Source organism: Mesorhizobium sp. WSM4817, from assembly GCF_055811135.1.
In genome coordinates, this window is the sequence record NZ_JBVVQQ010000005.1 from 327,633 (window position 1) to 346,389 (window position 18,757).

20 protein-coding genes are annotated in these 18,757 nt (G+C 63.9%); 4 read left to right on the forward strand and 16 right to left on the reverse strand.

The annotated features are described in order from the left end of the window. Positions 1-6: 6 nt before the first annotated feature. From AC0L2K_RS10315 to AC0L2K_RS10330, 4 genes are read right to left on the reverse strand one after another with little or no spacing between them, the layout of a single operon-like run. A complete protein-coding gene (locus tag AC0L2K_RS10315; RefSeq protein WP_473531265.1) occupies positions 7-249 on the reverse strand; it encodes a DapH/DapD/GlmU-related protein in 243 nt (80 codons plus the stop codon). A gap of 33 nt (positions 250-282) precedes the next feature. Then, positions 283-594: a hypothetical protein gene (locus AC0L2K_RS10320; RefSeq protein WP_473531266.1), complete on the reverse strand. Its 312-nt coding sequence runs from the start codon at positions 592-594 to the stop codon at positions 283-285. Next, a complete protein-coding gene (locus AC0L2K_RS10325; RefSeq protein WP_473531267.1) occupies positions 594-842 on the reverse strand; it encodes a hypothetical protein in 249 nt (82 codons plus the stop codon). The genes AC0L2K_RS10320 and AC0L2K_RS10325 overlap by 1 nt, the downstream gene beginning before the upstream one ends. 4 nt (positions 843-846) lie before the next feature. Continuing rightward, a complete protein-coding gene (locus tag AC0L2K_RS10330; RefSeq protein ID WP_473531268.1) occupies positions 847-3,645 on the reverse strand; it encodes an SGNH/GDSL hydrolase family protein in 2,799 nt (932 codons plus the stop codon). Here AC0L2K_RS10330 and AC0L2K_RS10335 point away from each other — a divergent pair. Next, positions 3,607-4,071 carry a hypothetical protein gene (locus AC0L2K_RS10335; protein ID WP_473531269.1) on the forward strand — a complete coding sequence of 155 codons (465 nt, stop codon included), beginning with the start codon at positions 3,607-3,609 and terminating at the stop codon, positions 4,069-4,071. The genes AC0L2K_RS10330 and AC0L2K_RS10335 overlap by 39 nt on opposite strands. A 348-nt stretch (positions 4,072-4,419) precedes the next feature. Here the strand turns inward: AC0L2K_RS10335 and AC0L2K_RS10340 are convergent, their stop codons facing one another. From AC0L2K_RS10340 to AC0L2K_RS10365, 6 genes are all read right to left on the reverse strand, one after another. Further along, positions 4,420-4,782, reverse strand: a complete 363-nt coding sequence (locus AC0L2K_RS10340; RefSeq protein WP_036262918.1) for a VanZ family protein — start codon at positions 4,780-4,782, stop codon at positions 4,420-4,422. 305 nt (positions 4,783-5,087) lie between these two features. Further along, positions 5,088-5,945, reverse strand: a complete 858-nt coding sequence (locus tag AC0L2K_RS10345; RefSeq protein ID WP_473531270.1) for a hypothetical protein — start codon at positions 5,943-5,945, stop codon at positions 5,088-5,090. Then, entirely contained in the window at positions 5,945-6,436 is a 492-nt protein-coding gene (locus AC0L2K_RS10350; protein WP_473531271.1) for a hypothetical protein, read from the reverse strand. The genes AC0L2K_RS10345 and AC0L2K_RS10350 overlap by 1 nt, the downstream gene beginning before the upstream one ends. A 2-nt stretch (positions 6,437-6,438) precedes the next feature. Further along, the gene (locus AC0L2K_RS10355) at positions 6,439-7,098 is read right to left on the reverse strand and encodes a hypothetical protein (RefSeq protein ID WP_473531272.1); all 660 of its coding nucleotides are present in this window, start codon (positions 7,096-7,098) and stop codon (positions 6,439-6,441) included. Positions 7,099-7,179: 81 nt separating this feature from the next. Continuing rightward, a complete protein-coding gene (locus AC0L2K_RS10360) occupies positions 7,180-9,636 on the reverse strand; it encodes a phage tail protein (protein WP_473531273.1) in 2,457 nt (818 codons plus the stop codon). Then, the gene (locus tag AC0L2K_RS10365) at positions 9,636-10,238 is read right to left on the reverse strand and encodes a phage connector family protein (protein WP_287240949.1); all 603 of its coding nucleotides are present in this window, start codon (positions 10,236-10,238) and stop codon (positions 9,636-9,638) included. Before AC0L2K_RS10365 ends, AC0L2K_RS10360 begins: the two co-directional genes overlap by 1 nt. A gap of 254 nt (positions 10,239-10,492) precedes the next feature. On the opposite strand from AC0L2K_RS10365, the gene AC0L2K_RS10370 reads away from it, so the two are divergent. Then, positions 10,493-10,930, forward strand: a complete 438-nt coding sequence (locus AC0L2K_RS10370) for a hypothetical protein (protein ID WP_473531274.1) — start codon at positions 10,493-10,495, stop codon at positions 10,928-10,930. 76 nt (positions 10,931-11,006) lie between these two features. Here AC0L2K_RS10370 and AC0L2K_RS10375 read toward each other — a convergent pair whose 3' ends face one another. Continuing rightward, on the reverse strand, positions 11,007-11,996 hold the full coding sequence (locus tag AC0L2K_RS10375) for a Coat protein (protein ID WP_473531275.1): 990 nt from the start codon (positions 11,994-11,996) through the stop codon (positions 11,007-11,009). Between the two features lie 78 nt (positions 11,997-12,074). Next, entirely contained in the window at positions 12,075-12,983 is a 909-nt protein-coding gene (locus tag AC0L2K_RS10380) for a hypothetical protein (RefSeq protein ID WP_287346624.1), read from the reverse strand. A gap of 326 nt (positions 12,984-13,309) precedes the next feature. On the opposite strand from AC0L2K_RS10380, the gene AC0L2K_RS10385 reads away from it, so the two are divergent. Continuing rightward, positions 13,310-13,624 carry a YMGG-like glycine zipper-containing protein gene (locus AC0L2K_RS10385; RefSeq protein WP_027154393.1) on the forward strand — a complete coding sequence of 105 codons (315 nt, stop codon included), beginning with the start codon at positions 13,310-13,312 and terminating at the stop codon, positions 13,622-13,624. Between the two features lie 371 nt (positions 13,625-13,995). On the opposite strand, the gene AC0L2K_RS10390 is transcribed toward AC0L2K_RS10385, so the two are convergent. Next, positions 13,996-14,319: a Bbp19 family protein gene (locus AC0L2K_RS10390; RefSeq protein WP_473531276.1), complete on the reverse strand. Its 324-nt coding sequence runs from the start codon at positions 14,317-14,319 to the stop codon at positions 13,996-13,998. Beyond that, a complete protein-coding gene (locus AC0L2K_RS10395) occupies positions 14,316-16,040 on the reverse strand; it encodes a portal protein (RefSeq protein ID WP_473531277.1) in 1,725 nt (574 codons plus the stop codon). Before AC0L2K_RS10395 ends, AC0L2K_RS10390 begins: the two co-directional genes overlap by 4 nt. A 127-nt stretch (positions 16,041-16,167) precedes the next feature. On the opposite strand from AC0L2K_RS10395, the gene AC0L2K_RS10400 reads away from it, so the two are divergent. Then, positions 16,168-16,785 (forward strand): methyltransferase domain-containing protein, encoded by a 618-nt coding sequence (locus tag AC0L2K_RS10400; RefSeq protein ID WP_473531278.1) that lies wholly within the window; start codon positions 16,168-16,170, stop codon positions 16,783-16,785. Between the two features lie 309 nt (positions 16,786-17,094). Here AC0L2K_RS10400 and AC0L2K_RS10405 read toward each other — a convergent pair whose 3' ends face one another. Both AC0L2K_RS10405 and AC0L2K_RS10410 read right to left on the reverse strand, forming a co-directional pair. Beyond that, positions 17,095-17,694, reverse strand: coding sequence for a hypothetical protein (locus tag AC0L2K_RS10405; RefSeq protein WP_473531279.1), 600 nt, complete (start codon positions 17,692-17,694; stop codon positions 17,095-17,097). A 5-nt stretch (positions 17,695-17,699) separates the two neighbouring features. Beyond that, positions 17,700-18,455 (reverse strand): phage terminase large subunit family protein, encoded by a 756-nt coding sequence (locus AC0L2K_RS10410; protein ID WP_473531280.1) that lies wholly within the window; start codon positions 18,453-18,455, stop codon positions 17,700-17,702. Positions 18,456-18,757 lie beyond the last annotated feature (302 nt).

The following is an 18,757-nucleotide window of genomic DNA, read 5'->3' on the forward strand; positions in this document are numbered from 1 at the left end:
ATCATTTCATTTCACCAGGTCGCGGTCCGGCCGCACCAAAGCGTCGGCCGGAACGTCCGACCGTACGATTGAGCCGGCTGAAATTATCGCCCGGTCGCCGATCGTGACACCCTTCATTATCATGGCACTGTTGCCGATCCAGACATCATCTCCGATTGTGATCGGTGCTGAGCGGATGCCTGGGTCGACGCGCGGGTGGCCTTCGCGAAAGATGGCCTGCATCTGCGCAAAACGCTTCTGCGGGTCCATGGGATGCGAGTTGGTATCGTGGATCGCCACCCCCTACGAGACGTGGACATGTTTGCCGATCTTGATCCCCACCGGATCCGATGACCAAATCGTCGAGCCTGGACCAAGGTAGAACCAGTCATCGATATTGATCCGACCCTCATGGGCAAAGACCTGCAGATGTCCGTCCAGATGGCTGTCCGCGCCGATTGAGACCCGGGACCTGTCGCCATGAATATTGAAGATCTCCGCCCCGGCACCGAACTTCGTGCGCGGCCCGATGACGGCATTCTCCCTTGCGGCGCCTGTGGCGATCCAAGACGAAAAGCGGCGGCGACCAGCGAGAATAGTGGAGAAGATACGCATCAGCGAACATCTGCCACACGCCGCCATTTCAGTCTAGGCATCGAAGAGACCCCGACGCACCATTTGACGCAGGCATTCGGCGTCATAGGTGGCATGGCGCCGGCTGCATTCGGATGCAGCTCGTCCGACATGTACAGTGTCGACGTGAGGTAGCCATGCCGCTCGATCTTGGTGCCGACAACGACCCACTCCTCGCCTTCCCAGAGTTTGGCTACCGTCTCACCCTTGTGCTGAATTGCCTGTGCCATTTGCCTATCCCCTCTCCGCGACATATTCGATGAAGCGCAAGGCGTTGCTGTCATGGCCGACGTCGTTGAAGTGCAGGCCCTCTTGATAGGCCCCCGAGTTGATATAATCGAACCCGTCGATCGGGATCGATAGGACATTGCGCGACCGGTAGGTCTGGCGGATCGCGCCAAGCGCGGCATCGTAGGTTCGGCCGCCCGTATAGCTGGCATCCCAAGCCGAGGACGGACGCGTTGGCGGCATCACGAAGATGCGGGGAGCCAAGGCTGCTTCCAGCGTGTCGATTATCGACGTGATGTTGGTCGAAATCGTTGCCGGCGGCGTGCCGAAACTATCGTTGATGCCCAGGGCGAGAACGGGCACGATCTTGCCGCCAGCGTAGCCGCACTGCGCGACGGCAGAAGCAAGTCGCGCCGCATTGAAGGAGGCGAACGTATAGCTGCCATGCGAGGCGCGCAGCGTGCGTAGGCGCGGGCGCGAGCCGGCCGCCTTGATGCCGAGACGGATAAGCCCGGTTATTTCGACAGGGCCGCCTACCGCCGTCAGTGTGTAATTGCCGCTGGCAGCCTGCCCCGTCATCGACGGGCCGGAATATTGATCGAGCGCCAGAGCGCCGGTAGCATTGACGGTCTTGTACGCCGCGCCACCGTCGAAAGCGAAGGCAAGCGAACCTTGACCGGCGTCCCGGGTGTAGTGGACATCGACCTGTTCATAAGCTCCAGTGAACGCCAGGGACGCACCATCAGCAAGGATGATGCTTTCGCCAAGTGGCCCGCGCGTTCCCGTCGAGACGGTTCCGCTGGTCGCAACGCCATAGAAGGCCGGCGTGTAGGTGGAGCTTGGCCGCAGCGCCGTCATGCCCGGCTCGTCATCGGCAATGCCGAGATTGGCAAATTGGGTAACTCGATTAAACCAATGCGCCGGGCCATTGCTGGCCAACGCCCAATGACCGATGCTATCGGCGATCAAGCAGAGCACATCGTTGTTGGCGATATGCTCTGCCATCTTGGCCCGGAAGCCATCATAGAGATTAAACAGCGACGGGCGGGCCGGAACGAAGAACCTCCGGCCGCCGACGAACGGCTTTCCTGGTCCCCAAAAACCGTCACCCCACTTAGGCATAGCCGTCAACGCGAAGCTGCCGGGCGGCACATACGGGTTTGGATGGGCAGCAGCGGCCGAGGCAAAGATTGCGGTCGCGTCAACGACGCCATTCGGGTCGGCGTCCGCCAGCAGGTTCATGCCGGTGTTCTGTGTGCCGCCTGTCAGAGCCCGCGCAGCGTCGGCGATGAGGCCAGTTTTGATCGTGAACGCAACCTCATAGCGGTGCAGGGTCGATGATGCCACAATAGCGCCGTTCGACAGTACGCCAGACCTGATCCATGCAGGGATGCCTTGCGGGTTGACGCTGTTCTGAAACTTGTAGCCGCCGCCGCTGATTGACGGATACTGCCCCGCTGCAATCGGTATGCTGAGGGGGATTTCGCTCACACCATTGGCCAACGTGATCTGATGCGTGCTGATCACGTTAACAGTTAGATCGCCATTGGCCTGGACGACGTGAATGCTGGCCGTGCCGGCCCCGCTGGCACCGACATCAATTTCCGTGATGTAACCATCGGCCGGCGCTGGCGTTTGCATGACGACGCTGTAGTTCGCCGGGGTATTCGTGCCAGTGTTGACCAGGTTCGGCCAGCCGACCACCTGGTCAGTGCCGACGATGTCGACCAGATCGTTTGCGGTGTCGTAGGCTGCACGTGCCTTTGTACCGACTTCGCCCGTGAAAGTGGCTTTCCATTGCGGACCATTGACAAAGTCGACGGTCTTGGCTGTGTGTGACGTAGGAACCGTCGCCGTGAACCACTTGCTTTCGCCGTTCGGAATGGACCCCGCCGTATAATACCATGTGCCGGCTCCTGTCCGTTGCAGGCCCATGACACTGCCGGCTGGCTTCAGGATCGAGAGACCCGAGTTGACGGAAGACGGGCCGGCAACGACAGGGATGGTTTGTTGAGAGACGAGAGTTAAAGTGCCATCGCCCTCGACCTGGGCAATTACGATATGGATTGTTCCTGCCCCAGCGCCGAAGCCTAGTTCTAGGCTCGAAAGAAACTCATCGACAGCCGACAGAGAGCCCGGCCAATAATAGGCGCTGGTATTGGTAACAGCCGTGCCGCCGACGGAGCCCGTGATCAGGACCGGCCCAACCGTCCGCGACCCGATCAAGCCGACAACTTCCGCTGCCGACGTGCGAACACCGGTCTCGACGGCAACCGGCCCGACCGCGACGGTGTACATACCAAGGATGCCATCGCTGATTTCGGTCCAGAAGTATTCACCAACTTCAACATTCCGGCCCAAAACCGCCGCCGCACTTGCGCCGGCCAATCCCGCAGACGCCGCGAAGCTGAAACTCGGCGCGACCGTGTAGGAACCGGGTGCCGTGATCAGGATCATCGTCAGAGCACCGCCAGCGACAACGAAGCGTCCTGCGGCGCCAGAACCGGCGCCGCCGGTAAACGCCAGATCGAACGTGCCGTTCGTGCCGCCGGCGCCGCCGACCAGGGCACTGAAGCCAGCCACGCCAAAGCCGATTGCGGCTACGATCGTCGGGAAGATGCCCTTGCCATACAGCGACGCGTCGCGTGCCGCCTGGGCGCCGGCCAGGTTGGCCGCCGTGGAAGCGACATCGGCGGCGGTCTGTCCGGCATTGGCAGCGGAGGCGGACGCGCTGGCGGCGGCCTGGCCAGCGCTGGCCGCGCTGGCATGCTTCAGCACCTGCGTTTCATCGCGCAGCGTCACCACCGCACCGACCACCTGCGAAATATCGGGCGGCACGAACGGGGCAATGGTGATGGCATCGCTGCCCACCACCGGCTCGTCGGCGCTGAATTCAAACACCCGGCCGGCATTGACCGACCCGATCTGGGTGTGAACCGTCGTTCCCCTCTGCAAGGTGCGGGCGGTGCGGGCGTCGGCGGCGCGGAACCACTCGCCTTCGCTCACCGTGTAGATGCCGTTCTGCGTCGGGTCGGCCTGGTCCTTGACCAGCACGCGGTCGCCGACCTCAGCCGGCACGCCGTCGATGGTCTGCAGGCGATGCAGCAGGATGCCGGCCGTGGTCGCCAGGCGCACGGGTTCGCGTTCGCCGGTCAGAAGTCGAACGGCGGCAGTTGCGGGTCGGGCCATCAGGCTTGCTCCATAAAAAAAGCCCCGCGAAGCGAGGCTTGACAGTGCTATGATTCCAGCGCGGCGGGACCGGCCTATGGCACATCGGCGACTAGCCGCCGCGGGTGCGGAGCAGACCCTGAGATCCATTCCGTGACATCGGAGCGCTGCTGCGGTGCAGAACCTTTGATCGCGGAGGGACAGCGCCCGCCCCCTCTGTCCTGCCGGACATCTCCCCCACAAGGAGGGAGATTGGCCTTCATCACTGATTTCGCCAACCACCAGCCTTGCAAAAAAGACGCTGTCCGCGAAGCTGCCGATCTCCCCCCAAGTGGGGGAGATGTCCGGCAGGACAGAGGGGGGCGCGCAGGATCGCTACGGAGCGCTTTTATCCTGAACCGCCGCAGCGACCTACGGCAATCCGCCGACGCGCTTGCCAACGCGCCTGCTTGTCCCGGCGATTGTCAGTCCCAACGCGATGCCGGCGCAGTCGGCAACCCAGTCGAGCCCATCCAGGTCGCGCCCGATCAGTTGCGCGCCCTGAAGCACCTCGATCGCCGCGCCGGTAAAGGCGAGGAGAACAATCAGCCTTGTCCTGTGTTCCGGCCAGCCGAGGCTTCCCAGGGCCGCCAGCACGGCGAAGGCGATGGCGTGCTGCAGCTTGTCGTCGTGAAGGGTGACGGCCGTGCCGAGATCCGGCAAGAACCGCGCCGGCAGAAGCGTGAGCAGGAGAACGCCGGCCAACGTGATCGGAAAAACGATCCTTGCCAGCATCGGAAAAGAATCTAGGCGCAACAAGGTAGGCAGTCCTTCATCTGAGAAGCCTGGATGGGCGAGGTGGATTTGCCAATGATCGCATCAGCGCTTGGGAATTTCAAATCCAGAACCACAAGTCTGTGTTGTAAGAAAGGCCGCCGTCGCTCTTATCGCCTTGGAAACGACCCCATGCCTGTGAGGGGGTTTAGGTTCCCATAAAAAAGCCCACTAACATGAGGAAGCCATTAAAGATGCCGGCGGGCCAACGGCAACGCAACAGACCAGGTAACAAGAAGAACCTGGCCAGGTCGCCGGTGCCGACATCAGTTTTGCGTCGCCGAGACGCCGGCCAGCCGGGCGAGCGCAACCCTGTCGTCGGGCGTCAGATCAGCAAGGCGGTCGTCGCCCAAAGCGGGCCCATTCGGGTTTTTCGCCGACAGATCAGTGCCTTCAGCGCCTGTGGTTTCACCGCCACCGGCCTGCGCGGCCGGCGCAGCACCCAGCATTTCGGCAGCGCGCTTCGGGTCCTTGGCGAGCATCGCCTGGGCGAGCGCCTTTGCCGTGTTGCTGCGCCAGCCGGTTTCGGCCAGCTGCCGGGCGACCGGGTTGCCCATCTTGGCGATGAAGTCGAACCCACTCTGCCTGATCGCCTCGAACGTCGCGGTGTCGTCCGGGTCGCTCTGCGCGATGGCATTGAGCTCCGTAGCTTGCGCCTTGGACCATTCGGCCTGCTCATAGTCCTGGCGGCGCGCATATTGCTGTGCGGCCATGCGCGCCGACCCGGCCAATCTCATCGCCTCTTTTTGCCTGATGAAGCTGGCGCGTTCACTTTCCGGCATTTTTGGCACGGTGCTGTCGAAGATCTTGTCGAACAGGCCGGGCTTGACGACACCGTTGCGTGCCTGGCCATACATGGCGTCGTGCAGGCCGCGGCCGTCGGCCGGCGCATTCTGGATCGCTTCTTTCTCGGCCTGGGCGATCTGTCCGTTCAGCTCGCGGCCGATGACCTCGGCGTCGAACGCGTCCTGCTGCTGCTTCTGCTGGCGGAAACGCTCGGCGACGGCCGCGAACTCGTCGCCAAAGCCCTGCATGGCGGCGCCGACCGGCGAGCTGTCGGGATAGGAAACCACGCTGCCGCTGTCGAGCCGGCGCTGGGCGAGCTGGAGGGGGATGGTCGCCATCAGTAAAGCCCTCCGCCCGGCGCCGGCGGAAAGGCGCTGTTGCCGAACGTCACCGCTTTCTTCGGGTCGTACAGCCCGGAAAGGCCGGACACGAGATTGCCGCCGGCCCTGAAGATCGAGGCAGCCGCCGCCTGCCTGCCGGAAAAGCGCGAGATCGCGGCCTGCGTGGCGAAATTGTTCTGGCGCAGCTGCGAGCCGTACTGGATCGCCTTGATGTCGAGCTGGCCCTGCCTTGCATTGGCGGCGAGCACCTCGCTCGGTGAGCCTGACAGGGCGACACCCGAGGCGCCGGCCCGGGCGCGCGCCTGCGACAGCAACAGATCCTGCTTGTGGCGCTCCTGGGCCTGCTCGAAGGCGGCGGCTTGCGCGTCGGCCTGCGCCTGCTGCTCATAGGCTCTGGCCTGATAGTCGGCCATCTGCCGCGACTGCTGGCCTTCGACCAGCGCGCCGCCGACCGAGAGAGCCGTGCCGATAAGGGCAAGCGTGCACATGGTCAGCCGCGGCCCCGGCCACGCAGCGAATATCGACCCGCGATGCCTCCGACCGGCGCGCCAAGCGCCGGTCGCGGGTCGAGCGCACCGCCTGGGCTGAGCAGCGACAGAAGCAGTCTGTCGGCCTGGATCGCTGCCGCGCTGAGACGAGCCGGAGCTGTCGCTCGCCGCCCGGTCACGGCGGCGCGCCGGACGGCGGTCGGGTTGATTTTCAGGTTGGCGACGCCGGCGGCGTCGAGCTGGCTGTTGACGGTGGCGACGGCACCGCGCAAGGCATCGGCGTCGAACAATTGCTGGCGCAGCTGCTCGACCAGCCAGTGGGCCATGCGCCAGCGCTCGTCGAGGGAAGCGGCGTTTGCCCTGATCTCGTCGGCAAGTGCTGCGATGTCGACGCAGTCTTCGCTTTGCGCGGCGGCACGGCGCTCGTTCGCCGCCTCACGGGTTTTTTCCAGCAGCGCAACGACGGCGTTGGCCTCGGAGAGCGCAATGCGCGCCGCCGCCAGGTCGCCACGGCCGAACATCGCACGACCCTTGGCCTTTTCCAGTTCCTGTTTGCGGGCGGCAGCAGTTTTGAGGTCGCTGTCGAGCAAGGCGATGACGGCAGCAAAATCGGCAGCCGTCCGCGCCCTGCCGAGAGCTTCGGCACGCGGGGATGGGGTCATCGAAGCGGGGTCCTTTTAAGGGAGTGATGGAAGGGCTGAGCGCGCAATCTCCCCCCTTGAGGGGGAGATCGGCAGTTTGAACTACGCCTCACTGTCGAACACCGGCGTGAACGCGCGGATGGTGCACGGTGTCGGGTTGGTATGGCGGATTCTCACCCGCCCCTGCCCTTCCCAACTATCGTCGATCGGCACTTCCACATTCCCGGTGAAAAGGTTGGCCGAACTGTCAGGGGTCACGACAGAGGGAATACGAACCGGCTCCCACCGCCCACGCTGCATGGAAGTAATCTCCAGCCCGGTCGTATCCGTCTCGAACAGCGACAGAATGACCTTGGCGACTTTCTTGCGCCGCCCAACGATCGAGCCATCCCTGCCGCCGACATCGAGTTCCAGCGTGTCGGCGCCCGCCTCATACGGCAGGCCCACCTGCCATTTGGCGGCAGTCGCACCACCAGGCAAGGAAACCGCCCCAGTAGCCACGACAAGGCCCTTGTAGACCACGCCATCCGCCAGGGCATCGACCGTCTCGCCGTTGAGATGATCGAGCCCTGTGACCGTTCCTGTAGCCACACCGCTGTAGGTCAGACCGCTATCGACCTCAAATGCGTCGGCAATCTCGCCATATTCGAACGGCGCCGACTTGATTTCGATAGTACGCCTGGTGGCGCCGCCGATGGTGCGCTTGACGATCAGCCACAGATCGTCATTGCCGTCCTGCCCCGGCGTCACCACGGCGCTCTCGACCACTCCCCATGCTGAATCTGAGAAGGCGGAACCGGAGAAATACCCGGCGATGCGATGCCGGTGCATGCCGCGGACTTCCTGCGAAGGCTGGTGCGTGTATCCCCCCAACTCGCCATTATCGAGCGGGAACCACAGCAGCGGGTCGGGATCGGTCTGGAATGCCAGTTCGACGACACCCTGCTTCGGGATATGCTCGGAAACCTGCCCGACATCCTCCGAGGTGAATTTGCCGGTCGCGCTCTGGGTCAGTTCTGCAATCGATTTGCGCGACCTGGTGACGAACAGGAACGATTGCCCGGCGTCGACAGGGCGCAGCGGCGCGCAGCCAGAGGTGCGGGAGCGGCGGTTCTTGAACGATGACGGCGTCAGCGCTTCGTCGATGCCCGAGCCCGACAGCGCCCGGATGCCGCCAAGGGTGCCAATGATCAGCGCCCCGTCGGATTCCGCAATCCAGGTGATATCGTTGGCCTGGCCGCCGCCGGCCTGGACGAATTCAAGCGCGTCGTCGTCCTTTTCGCCGGTGGCGAAATTCTCGAAATCGCCGGTTGCCGAGGCATAGACCGAGAATTTGCGGCTGAAGGCCAGACGCTCCTCGTACAGCGAACCGCTCTGGACATATTTGCCGGGAACGAAGGTGCCGAGGCGCCAGCGGGCGATCGGGCTGAGATTGGGCAGCGCATGCCCATACAGCCTGACCTTGACCACGGTCGCGCTGCTGCGGCTGGTGATGCGCGCCCAGCGCCAGACGGCATCCGAGCCGAGCAAGCGAATGGTCCGGCCGACATCGCTGGTCTGGAAACCCGTCCCGTCATTGATGCCGGCGATCGAGGACGCCGTGAGATCGAATGGCGTCTGTGTATCGCCATCCTCATGCCAGCCCATCTCGGCTATGTCCATGTTGTCGTCGCCTTCGGATCCGTTGAGCACTATCCGATAGGACTGATAGGCGGTCTCGTTCTGGAACTCATAAAACCGCACCTCGCCGCGCGACCAGCCGCTTTCCGCCGTCCGGCTGTCAAGCGAGATCCAGTTGGTGCCATCGAAGCCCTGGAAATCCCATGACACCGGTGCTCTGGAGCCGCCGTTCGCCCTAGTCTGTATCCAGTAAGCGTCGCACACCTTTGTCACGGTGCCTGCAAAATCATAGGACACGTCGCCGGTGGTCGTACCGAACGTTATGACTGTCTTGTTGTCACGGTCGAACGCGAGATATGCGGTGCCGGCGCTGGATGCAGCGGTGCCGGTTGGCAGCGTATTGCTGGTCATCGCCGGATGAACGGCGCCTGTCTCGGCCGGCGTCAGCGTGGTCGCGCTTGTGTTGATGTCGTCATAGGGGCCGTCGAGAAAGACGAACTCGGCCAGCGTCCATGTGGTATGCGCCGTGCGGGTGAGAACGTGCGGCAGGTAATCCTTATGGACAATCCACATCTGGTCGGCGGACTGGACGAATTGCAGGTCGAACAGGTCAGCCTCCAGGTATGGCGTCACCACTTCAACCACCCCGACGCGGGCGCCATAGGCATGGACGCGGATGTAGAGATCGCCGAATTCGAGCGCATAGGCCTGGTTCGCCGAAAAGATGAACGGGATCAGCCGCGTCGCTTTGGAAGAATCCCTCACCTCGGCGCTGAAATAGGTGCCGCCGCGCTTGCGGATGCCACCATGGGGAAGCGTCAAAAAGTTTTCGCAGCGGGAGAGCGCGGCCCTGTATAGGTCGAGCGAGGCGCGAGCGTGCAATCGCGGTGAGATTTCGCCACGGACGAAGGTGTCCTGGATGGGATAGAGCATCGTCATCAGGCGCGCCGGAACCGGTTGTCGCCGCGCTGGACCGCCCAGGACGACGTTGAAAACCTGCCGCCACGCTGGATCGCGTTGGCGTGGAAAGCCGCGTCCAGCGCCGCGCTATAGGCACCGCGGGCGATATCAATCATGCCCGCCTTGTGGGTCAGCGGATGCGCGATCTTGACGGCAAGCGCTGCAACCAGCACTTCGGTGAACGTCGCGTCCCAGTCGTTCGGATCGGTAAGGTTGGCGATATAGCGGATGATCAGCGGCCCCGATCGGTCGGAATAGATCAAGCCGGCTTCCTGGCGCCACGCGATCGGCACGCCATCCGGCTCGCCATTGTGGGTCAGCGGCAAAGGCCGCAGGCAGTCCACGGGCAATTCATAGGCAAAGTTCAGCGTGCCCGCGCCGCTGCCGGTATCGGACCCGGCGACGGCGGCCGCCAGGATTGCGAACACCCAAGCATGTTTTATCAGCTCCGCCTCGCGGGTCAGGTCGAAATGCAGGTTGAGCAAGCGGGCCGGTTTGACATCCTGATCAAGGCTGTCGACCGGCGCCTCGTCGAAGACGGCAAGCGCCATGTTGGCAATGTCGAGCGGGGTGACGGCCATGGTTTTAGGCCTCCGTCTGTTTGGATCGGGAAAAGCAGGCATGGTGGGGTGGATTGTGGGGAAGGTCGCGTTCCGTCGCGCCCCCTCTGCCCTGCGGGCATCTCCCCCACGAGGGGGGAGATTGGATGTCGCGTTGGCTTTCGCCAATCGCCAACATTGAAGAAAGGGCGTTGTCGGTGAATCTGCGATCTCCCCCCAAGTGGGGGAGATGCCAAATTTTGGCAAAGAGGGCAGGACAGAGGGGGGGCCAAGGAATGCAACCGCTGGAAAACTGCCAGCGTGCGTCACGTGATATTATTTCACAGCATCGCCGCGCAACGCGGCGATCACATCCTGCGGCGTCAGCCGAAGTGTGCGCTCGTCGGCCGCCCGCGCGACTTGGCAAAGGCGCTTGCTGGCAACCTTTCGGCGCCTCTCGCCATTGCCAAACCGCGCTCAAGCGCATCCTCGAGGCTCGTCGTGTAGTAGGCGGTGTTTTCCAGACCGCTGAAGAAGTTGATGCGGTGAAGTTCGCCCTTTTTGCTTATGACAATGCCGGCTTTTCGAAGCACATCCTGAACTGCCTTGTAGGTCATATTCATGGTTACCCTCCATTGCAAAGACATGGCAGCATCGCCCGCCTGTGTAACCGTTTGGTGGCGGCGATTGATCAATGTGCAACAACAACAATTCTGGGGCAGCACCGCGCGTGATTTTGGGATTCGCCACATCGGCCGACCCGGTGTCCAGAAGGGGCGGGACTCTGACGCCCCGCCCCTTCTGGACCGCTCAGGCTTCGGTCGTCTTCAGCGCAATGAACGTCATGTGCTTGACGCTCGACGCCGTGCGGTCCCAGTTCGCCGCCAGTGCCAACTCGGCATCGGTGGCGAATTCGCCCGCCGTCGACGCATCGAGGAAGCGGGTGCCGGGGACATGCGGGACGAAATGCCGGCGGGCGACCATTTCGGTGACGCCGCCGCCATGGCCCTGGCGCGGCTTGCGGTCGAACTCCAGCGGCCCGCCCTCGGTATTGACCGGCAGCTCGTTCCACAAGATTGCCTTGTCCTTGAACATGAACGCCGTGTAGACGCCCGTGGCGACCGGGATGTCGTCGTCGATGACCGCCCGCAGCCCCATATAATAGGGGATCAGCGGCCCGCCCTGCTCGGACGGCGGCACATAGTCGATGAGGTCGGCGAGCTTCAGCGCCTTCATCTGCTTGGAGTGCATCCAGATCGTCTTGAACTTGTCGGCGCGGTCGCCCATCAGATAGGCGGCCTCGATGATGTCGGTGTCGACGATGGACGCGCCGGTGATGCGGACGAGGTCGCCGGCATCATTGGCGACGTTGTCGGCCAGCACGCCTTTCAGTATACCGAGCAGCGTCAGCTTGTTGGCGCGCTGCCAGTAGTCGGTCTGGCGGCGCACGATAAGCTTCTGCGGGTCGTCGCCGGCCAGGATCGAGGTCAGGTCCGGAATGCCCCAGGCCTGGGCGCGGACGTTGCGGGCGGCGACCTCGCGGCGCGCGCCGATCTTCTTCATCTCGATCGAGTCGGCCGGATCGTCATTTACCGGCTCGGACGGATCGTTGCCGAGATCCTTCCAGCCTGGCATGTCGACGGAACGCCCGCCCATGGAGAGCTTGGAGGCGATGGCCGGGTTGGAAAACAGGATCCCGGCCTGGTAGATCTCGAGCGACTGGACGTGCTCCTCGAACGAGTATTGCGCATAGACGGACGGAACGATCGCGTCCGCGATGCGGGTATAGGCGTCTGCCATTTTTTGTCTTCCTTCAGGTTGATCGACTGCAAATCCCTCGGGCCGGATGAGGGGGCATCCGGATGCGGTTGCCCTGTTTCAAAGGGGGTTGTTTTGTATCCACAGATCGGGGTTTTCGCCGGCCTCGCGTGCCAGCCGCCGGGCGCGGACGGGGTCGCTTCTGACGAGGGCCGAGATATCGGTCAGGTTGCGTTCGCCGGCGGCGTTGCGCTTGAACGGATTGCCTCCGCTCAAGGGCGCGCCGCCGTCGATCGTGTCTTCCCTGAACATCGCCTCGCCGACCGCGTGGAACGCCTTGGCGATCTGCGGATCGGTCAAGGCGCCGTCAGGCAGGAGGATGCCCTTCGCCTTGTAGGCATCGACCAGGCCGAGCTTCTTCATCGCCCGGTTGGCGACCTCCAGTCGCTGGCGAAAGCCGTCGCTGTCGGTCGGTCCCCAGTCCCGGACCAGGTCGTCGTGAGTGGCCTCGACCGAACGGGCAGCGGCGATCTGCTGCGCCTTGGCCTGTTCGGCCATGTAGCCGACGAAGCGGTCGTGATAGGCCTGCGCCACCTTTGGCGTGGCGCCGGCCTCGACCGCCCACGCCTTTGACGCGTTGGCGAGTTCGTCCGAATAGGCGAAGTTTTCGGGGAGCCCGTCGGGGCGCCTGTACTCAACCTTGTCGGGCGATGTCAGCGGGCGCATCGCCTCAGGCAGCCGGGCATGGAACCTGTCCCAGTCTTCCGCAGCTGCATCCGCTGCCGGAATGCGCAGGCTTTCGCCCTGCTGCCGTTCCAGCTCGGCATAGGATGTGAGAACCCGGTCGAGGCTTTCAGGCTTGGTCCAGCCCTTGGTTTCAGCGAGCTTGCGGTTGCCTTCGGAAAGACCGTCAAACCAGCTCTTGCCGGCCGGCGGGGCGGACCCGTTGTCCCCGGCGGCCGGTGGCCCTGCAAGGTTGCCCGCCGGTGGCGACGCCACCACGGACCCGGCGTCTGCCAGATCTGTCATGAGAAAGATTCCTTCTTGTTGTTTGCAAATGGAAACGAGTACTGGCCAGTTCAGCCGGGCGTGTTATTGGATCGTTGAGGGATCGGCTGGACCCGGCGGAATCGTTGCGGCCGCAGCCTGATTCTTTTCGACAGAACCTGGCCCTATCGTCTTGTTCGAGTACGATCTTTCAGAACCGGAGGCACGCACCGTCAAGACGAAAGAAACCATGTCGCATTTCGTGACAAGCGGTTGCCGCGGTTCCGCCGCAATGCAACCGCACTTGGCAAACACTTGGCAAAACCAGCCAGTGTATTAGTTCATAGGCTTCAACGGAGTATCAGACGATGACCATGTACAAAGCCATTGCCGCCCTTCTTGTGACTGCCGCACTGGCAGGATGTGCACAGACCGAAGGCCAGCAAAGAGCCACCACGGGGGCCCTGGTCGGCGGCGCTGGCGGCGCTCTCGTCGGTCAGGCCCTGGGCCGCGACACCAAGAGCACGGTTATCGGCGCAGCCAGCGGCGCCCTGCTGGGGGCGGTCGTCGGCAGCGCAACGACGCCACAGCGGCGCGGCGAACAGCTTTGCCGCTATCAGGACCGCTACGGCCGCATCTACACCGCCCGTTGCGACGACCGCTACTACCGCGGCGATTATTGAGACGTAGCCCCGGCGCTGGTCTTCCCTTCTCCCCTTGTGGGAGAAGGTGGCCGCCCACGGGTCTTGCCTCCGGCAAGCCCGAAGACAGGCTCCGCGGCCGGATGAGGGGTGTTCCAGGGAACACCAACGCCTCATTTCTTCCAGCACCCTGCCATGAAAGTAACTTCAAACTCTGTTTCATTTCAATCAGATAGCGGCTTGGGCCAAGGGCTCGATTCTAAAGCCAATATACCAGAGAAAGCGGCCCGCGCACCTTTCATCTACGATGGCGCCCGGCGCCGGGCGATGTGTCTCATCCGTCTCGGCGCTAAACCGCCGATCCACCTTCTCCCACAAGGGGAGAAGGTGTCACCAACGCCGGTGCCTTACCCCTACCTCCCCTCCAGCCGCGCCGCCTTCTCCAGCGCCGCCAGTTGCGCTTCGTCCAGTGTCAAAAACCCCATGATGTGCTGCACCACTTCGGCGCGCGCGTTGCTCAGCGCGCTGTGCAGCTCGAAGCCGTTCGGCGTCCTGGTCTTGGCCAGCCACTCGCCATAGGACGGGCGGCGGTAATAGCCGGTCGCCGCCGTCAGGTCGGCCAGCACCATCTCGCCGTCCTGGCCCGAGAACACCCTGAGATAGGCCCTGGTCAGCGCATCCTGCGCCTTGGCCGGGCCGCCGGCCTGGCGCGAATGGACGAAGCGTTTGCCGCTCATGCGCCGCCCTCGCCGCCCTGCGGCATCAGCCCGCTGAGACTGTCGAGCAGGCCGCTGTCGCGCGCCTGGACCGCCGCCGGCACGGCATCCCTGGCAACCTTGCCGGCGGCGGCGATCGCCGCCATGCCGGCCTGCGCTTGTTGCGCCCTGGCTCGGGCATCGCGAATATCAGCCACCTCGTCCTGGCGGCGAAAGATGCGCTGCGGGCTGCGGCCGGCGCTCTGCACGATCTTCAGCGCCTCGTCACCGTCGATATTGTCCATGACGCCGGGGTCGAACTGCGCCATCTGCATGGCCGTGGTCACCACCTGGATGGTGTCGCGCGCCTCGGCCGAGCGGCGCAGCACGTCGAGCGGGCCGGTGAAGGTCGGCCGCACAGCCTTGCCGGCAAGGCTCGCCGGCGGCAGGAACCGGCTGTCTTCCTCATACAATCCCTTGTCCTCGAGGATACCGAGCTCGCGGTCGAGATTGGCGGCAAAGCCGGCCTGGATGATCGAGCCGGAGGGCCCGAGCAGCGCGCCCTTCTCCTCCTGCCGGATCAAGGCCTCGGTGGCCGTCATCTGCGGGTTCTGCACCAGTGTCTGGAACAGGTTGACGAACATCATGTCGCGGATCTCCTCGGCCCGGCTTTCCGCGTAGTCGAATGCATAGGTCGGGTTCTGGCCCACAGCGATCGGCGCAATCAGCGGCCGGCCATTGTCGTCGATCAGGCCGGGATAGTTCTCGCCGGGATTGAGCACCGGCACATAGTCGAGCCGCGCCTTCGACGCGGTCGCCGGATCGGTGATCTGCTGCAGCGCCCTGAGGCCCGAGCGGCGCACGGCATTTTCCTCGCGCACCGTGGTCAGCGCCTCGATGGTCGGCGAGATGCCATAGGGGTCGCCCTCATGGCGGCGCCAGTTGAAGCAGGACACTGGGAAGGAGCGGAAACCGCTCTCCCTGACGATGACCTCCTCGTCCTCGACGACGTGATAGGAGGCGAAGGCCGTGTCGAGATACTGGTAGGTGCCGGAGAGCCGGTACATCTTGCGCTCGTCGCGCGGCTGGATGCACTGGATCAGCGAGATCTTGGTCTCGCATCTGGCCGGGTCGTCGACCAGCATCTTGATCCGCGCCGGCAGCTTGTCATAGCCGAGCAGCTGCGCCGCCTGCCGTGCGGTGCGCTCATAGCGGCGGTGAAAAATGTCGACCTGGCCCCAGCGGTTGCGGCAGAGATAGCCCTCGACCACCGGGATCGAGGCATAGCGGATCAGCGTGCCGCCAAAGCCCTCCTCGGCGTAGAGATAGGCCGGGCCATAGCGCACGACGTTGCGCAGGCAGGCCTGCGTCGCCGGCACGAAATTCGAATTGGCGGAATAGCGCAGCGCAAACAGGAAATCGCGAAGCGCCTCCGCCCATTCCTTCTCCTCCTCGCTCTCCTCGTCGTTCACGGCGGCGGTCGACAGCCCGTGCCATTTCTCCGACTGCGGGATGATCAGGCTTTCCAGCCCGGCGGCCAGCCGGTTGGCGGCCGAGTTGATGGTGTTGGCGTAGACACGGGCGCCGCGCCGCTCGTGCCGCTCGGCCTGCGGTTCCGCGCCCCGGCGCCCACTCCAGACATCGGGCGCGTCGGGGTCGCAGAATTCCGACACCGCCTCCCAGACAGCCTCATACTGGCTGCGCTCGCTCTCCAGTTCCGCCTGTCGCGACAGGATATCGTGGGCACGGGAATCGCTCGCCATGGCATTTCCTTGTTCTGATGTATCAGCTTGTTCGAAGCCCAGATATTGCCAAGGCCAGGTCGAATTTTGTTCGCTTTTGCGATGTTCAAGGGGCGCGGGGCGGCGACTCAAGGAGATCGATTTGATAATGACGGAAAGCCTACCCGGCGCCCTGAAGAGGCGAAGCAAGCAGGTTGCAAAGCGGCTGATCGGCTACGATTCCCGCAACTGGCTGCGCATCAGGCAGATCGAGGCGTTCACCGCGTTTCTTGAGGCCGACGGCCGCAAATCCTCAGACGTGATCGAGATCTCGCCCGGCTGGAACCGCCACTGGAAGACGATATGCTCGAACTACACCTCCGTCGATTTCCCTGATTTCGACATCTGCAAGGACCGCACCGACCGGCAATATTCCGTCGTCATCGCCGACCAGGTGCTGGAGCATGTGCAGCGCCCGTTTGCCGCGGCACAGAATATCCACGCCATGACCCGGCCGGGCGGCTGGGCGATGGTGGCGGCGCCGTTCCTGTTCAGGGTGCATGCCAGGCCGCACGACTACAACCGCTGGACCGCCGCCGGCCTCAAGCAGGTCCTGGTCGAGGGCGGCTTCCCCCAGGCAAACATTGAAGTGTTCAGCTGGGGCAACAAAGCCTGCGCAAAAGCCCATATCGGCGGGCCGGTGCGCGCCTACGGCCTATGGCGCGACCTCAGCAACGACGAGGAATATCCGCTGATGGTCTGGGCCTTCGCGCGCAAGCCGGGGTGAGAACGCGCAGAGTTCGACGCCGGTGCTTGAATACCCCCCTCTGTCCTGCCGGACATCTCCCCCTCAAGGGGGGAGATTGGATGTCACCTCGGCTTTCGCCAACCACCAACGCTGGAAGGCCGGCGGGACGCAGAAGCTGCCAATCTCCCCCCTTGAGGGGAAGATGTCCGGCAGGACAGAGGGGGGTGCTGCTAGACGCTACCCTCCTCCCCACATCAAATCCCCAGCAGCACGCGGCGCTGGCCGCTGAGTTCGCTCGGCGACAGATCGGTCTTGACCGTGCCGGCGGTGCCCTGGCGCTGCTCGAGCTCAGCCCGGAGCGCTGTTTCGCGCGCCTGCACGTCCTTGTCGGCAATGGTCGGTGTCGGTGGCAGCGGCTTCAGCGCCGGCGGCTTTTGAAAAAGGCACATGGTTCCAGCTTTCTCCAAAGTCAGACGACCCAAAGTCAGACGACCTTGTCCAGTCGTAGAGCAAAAAAACTTCGCCGTTGCGGCCGTAACCCGGCAGGCGGCAGCGTTGCGTGGCGCCAAGCCGGGCCAGCCAGCGCAGCGCCAGTTCATTGCTGGCCAGCGCCCGGGCCTCGACCCGCCAGGCGCCGTGCGCGGCAACCTGCGGACCCAGCACCGCGTGAAAGAACGCCGTGATCCCAGGCACGCAGCGCTTCATGCGGCGCGTGCCCCAGCTCCAGGCGATCCATAGGCCGCCGCGCTGCTCGGCGGCGCCAAAGCCGGCTTCCGGATTGCCGTTCAGCTCGGCGACATAGGCAAACCCCTGCAGCGCCGTCAGCGCCAGCAGCGCCGGCGACCATTCGTCGAACTGGCAGTCGATCTCCGTCCGGTCCTCGAGCCGCAGATTGGCGGCGATGTAGGAGAGGTCGCGCAGCGTAGCGCTGATGATGCGAACGGTCATCGCCCTCACCGGAACGCCCCCAGCGGATCGCTCTGCCCTGCCTTTCGCCGTGCCGTCTTGAACTCGGCCGGGTCGACCACTGCTTCCCTCAGCATCATCACGCCATAGCGTGTCGCCGCCATCAGATCGTCGCGCAGCTTCACCACCTGGCCGTCTTTGCGGTGGTAGAGCCGAAACTCCTCGAACCAGGGCAGAAGCGTCGAAAACACCTTGAAGCGGCCGCTCTGCATGCGGTCGAGCATCTCCATCAGCCCGGCCTCGACCGACACCGAACCGTCGGCGAATTGCGCATGGCTGGAAAGCATGTTCAGCCCATGCGCGCCATATTGCCGGGCAAGTGCCACGCCCGCACCTTCCAGCGTCTCGCGGCGGCCGTCGCGCGGCCACGCCCAGGGCAACCATTCGCCCCACGGTTTTAGGGTCAGCGCCTGCATTGCCGGCGTTTGCTGCGACGCGCGGCAGGCTTTTGCGACATAGACGACGTCGGCCTCGGTATCATATGCGAGCTCGACAGCAGCGGAAGGGTGATCCCAGCCGAAATCCAGCGCCCCGAGCCGCGGCCAGTAGCGCGGCAGCCGGAACGGCTCGCAGGCGATCAGTTCCTCCGCCACCGGAAAGATGCGGCCGGAGCCCAGCACCGGAATGCCCCTGGCCCGCGCCTCGCGCTCATGCGCCGGATAGGCCGATACGATCGCGGCGCGCTGCTGCGGCGTGTAATGCTCGGCATCGTCGATGGTCATGAAGGTGACATGGCGGGTCATTTCTTCGCCCTCGCACTTGAATCATGTTGGCAGGCGCCGGCCGTATGGTGTTGTTTGGCCAAGATTTTTCTGGGCAAGGCGGCCGCTCTCCCTTCTCCCCTTGTTGTGGGAGAAGGTGGCCCCGCCCACGGGTCTTGCCTCCGGCAAGCCCGAGGACAGGCTCCGCGAGGTCGGATGAGGGGTGTTAAAGCTTGGCAAAAACCGCACTCCGTCCAGCACCCCTCTTCCGTCTCGGCGCTGCGCGCCGATCCACCTTCTCCCACAAGGGGAGAAGGCAAGGCCGCCGCCCCCTCACCCCATCC

Excerpts from the sequence above, each read along its gene's own strand:
- AC0L2K_RS10315 (WP_473531265.1), bottom strand. The coding sequence starts at position 249 with ATGGACCCGCAGAAGCGTTTTGCGCAGATGCAGGCCATCTTTCGCGAA.
- AC0L2K_RS10320 (WP_473531266.1), bottom strand. The coding sequence starts at position 594 with ATGCGTATCTTCTCCACTATTCTCGCTGGTCGCCGCCGCTTTTCGTCT.
- AC0L2K_RS10325 (WP_473531267.1), bottom strand. The coding sequence starts at position 842 with ATGGCACAGGCAATTCAGCACAAGGGTGAGACGGTAGCCAAACTCTGG.
- AC0L2K_RS10335 (WP_473531269.1), top strand. The coding sequence starts at position 3,607 with ATGCTTCAGCACCTGCGTTTCATCGCGCAGCGTCACCACCGCACCGAC.
- AC0L2K_RS10340 (WP_036262918.1), bottom strand. The coding sequence starts at position 4,782 with ATGCTGGCAAGGATCGTTTTTCCGATCACGTTGGCCGGCGTTCTCCTG.
- AC0L2K_RS10345 (WP_473531270.1), bottom strand. The coding sequence starts at position 5,945 with ATGGCGACCATCCCCCTCCAGCTCGCCCAGCGCCGGCTCGACAGCGGC.
- AC0L2K_RS10350 (WP_473531271.1), bottom strand. The coding sequence starts at position 6,436 with ATGTGCACGCTTGCCCTTATCGGCACGGCTCTCTCGGTCGGCGGCGCG.
- AC0L2K_RS10355 (WP_473531272.1), bottom strand. The coding sequence starts at position 7,098 with ATGACCCCATCCCCGCGTGCCGAAGCTCTCGGCAGGGCGCGGACGGCT.
- AC0L2K_RS10360 (WP_473531273.1), bottom strand. The coding sequence starts at position 9,636 with ATGACGATGCTCTATCCCATCCAGGACACCTTCGTCCGTGGCGAAATC.
- AC0L2K_RS10365 (WP_287240949.1), bottom strand. The coding sequence starts at position 10,238 with ATGGCCGTCACCCCGCTCGACATTGCCAACATGGCGCTTGCCGTCTTC.
- AC0L2K_RS10370 (WP_473531274.1), top strand. The coding sequence starts at position 10,493 with ATGCAACCGCTGGAAAACTGCCAGCGTGCGTCACGTGATATTATTTCA.
- AC0L2K_RS10375 (WP_473531275.1), bottom strand. The coding sequence starts at position 11,996 with ATGGCAGACGCCTATACCCGCATCGCGGACGCGATCGTTCCGTCCGTC.
- AC0L2K_RS10380 (WP_287346624.1), bottom strand. The coding sequence starts at position 12,983 with ATGACAGATCTGGCAGACGCCGGGTCCGTGGTGGCGTCGCCACCGGCG.
- AC0L2K_RS10385 (WP_027154393.1), top strand. The coding sequence starts at position 13,310 with ATGACCATGTACAAAGCCATTGCCGCCCTTCTTGTGACTGCCGCACTG.
- AC0L2K_RS10390 (WP_473531276.1), bottom strand. The coding sequence starts at position 14,319 with ATGAGCGGCAAACGCTTCGTCCATTCGCGCCAGGCCGGCGGCCCGGCC.
- AC0L2K_RS10395 (WP_473531277.1), bottom strand. The coding sequence starts at position 16,040 with ATGGCGAGCGATTCCCGTGCCCACGATATCCTGTCGCGACAGGCGGAA.
- AC0L2K_RS10400 (WP_473531278.1), top strand. The coding sequence starts at position 16,168 with ATGACGGAAAGCCTACCCGGCGCCCTGAAGAGGCGAAGCAAGCAGGTT.
- AC0L2K_RS10405 (WP_473531279.1), bottom strand. The coding sequence starts at position 17,694 with ATGACCGTTCGCATCATCAGCGCTACGCTGCGCGACCTCTCCTACATC.
- AC0L2K_RS10410 (WP_473531280.1), bottom strand. The coding sequence starts at position 18,455 with ATGACCCGCCATGTCACCTTCATGACCATCGACGATGCCGAGCATTAC.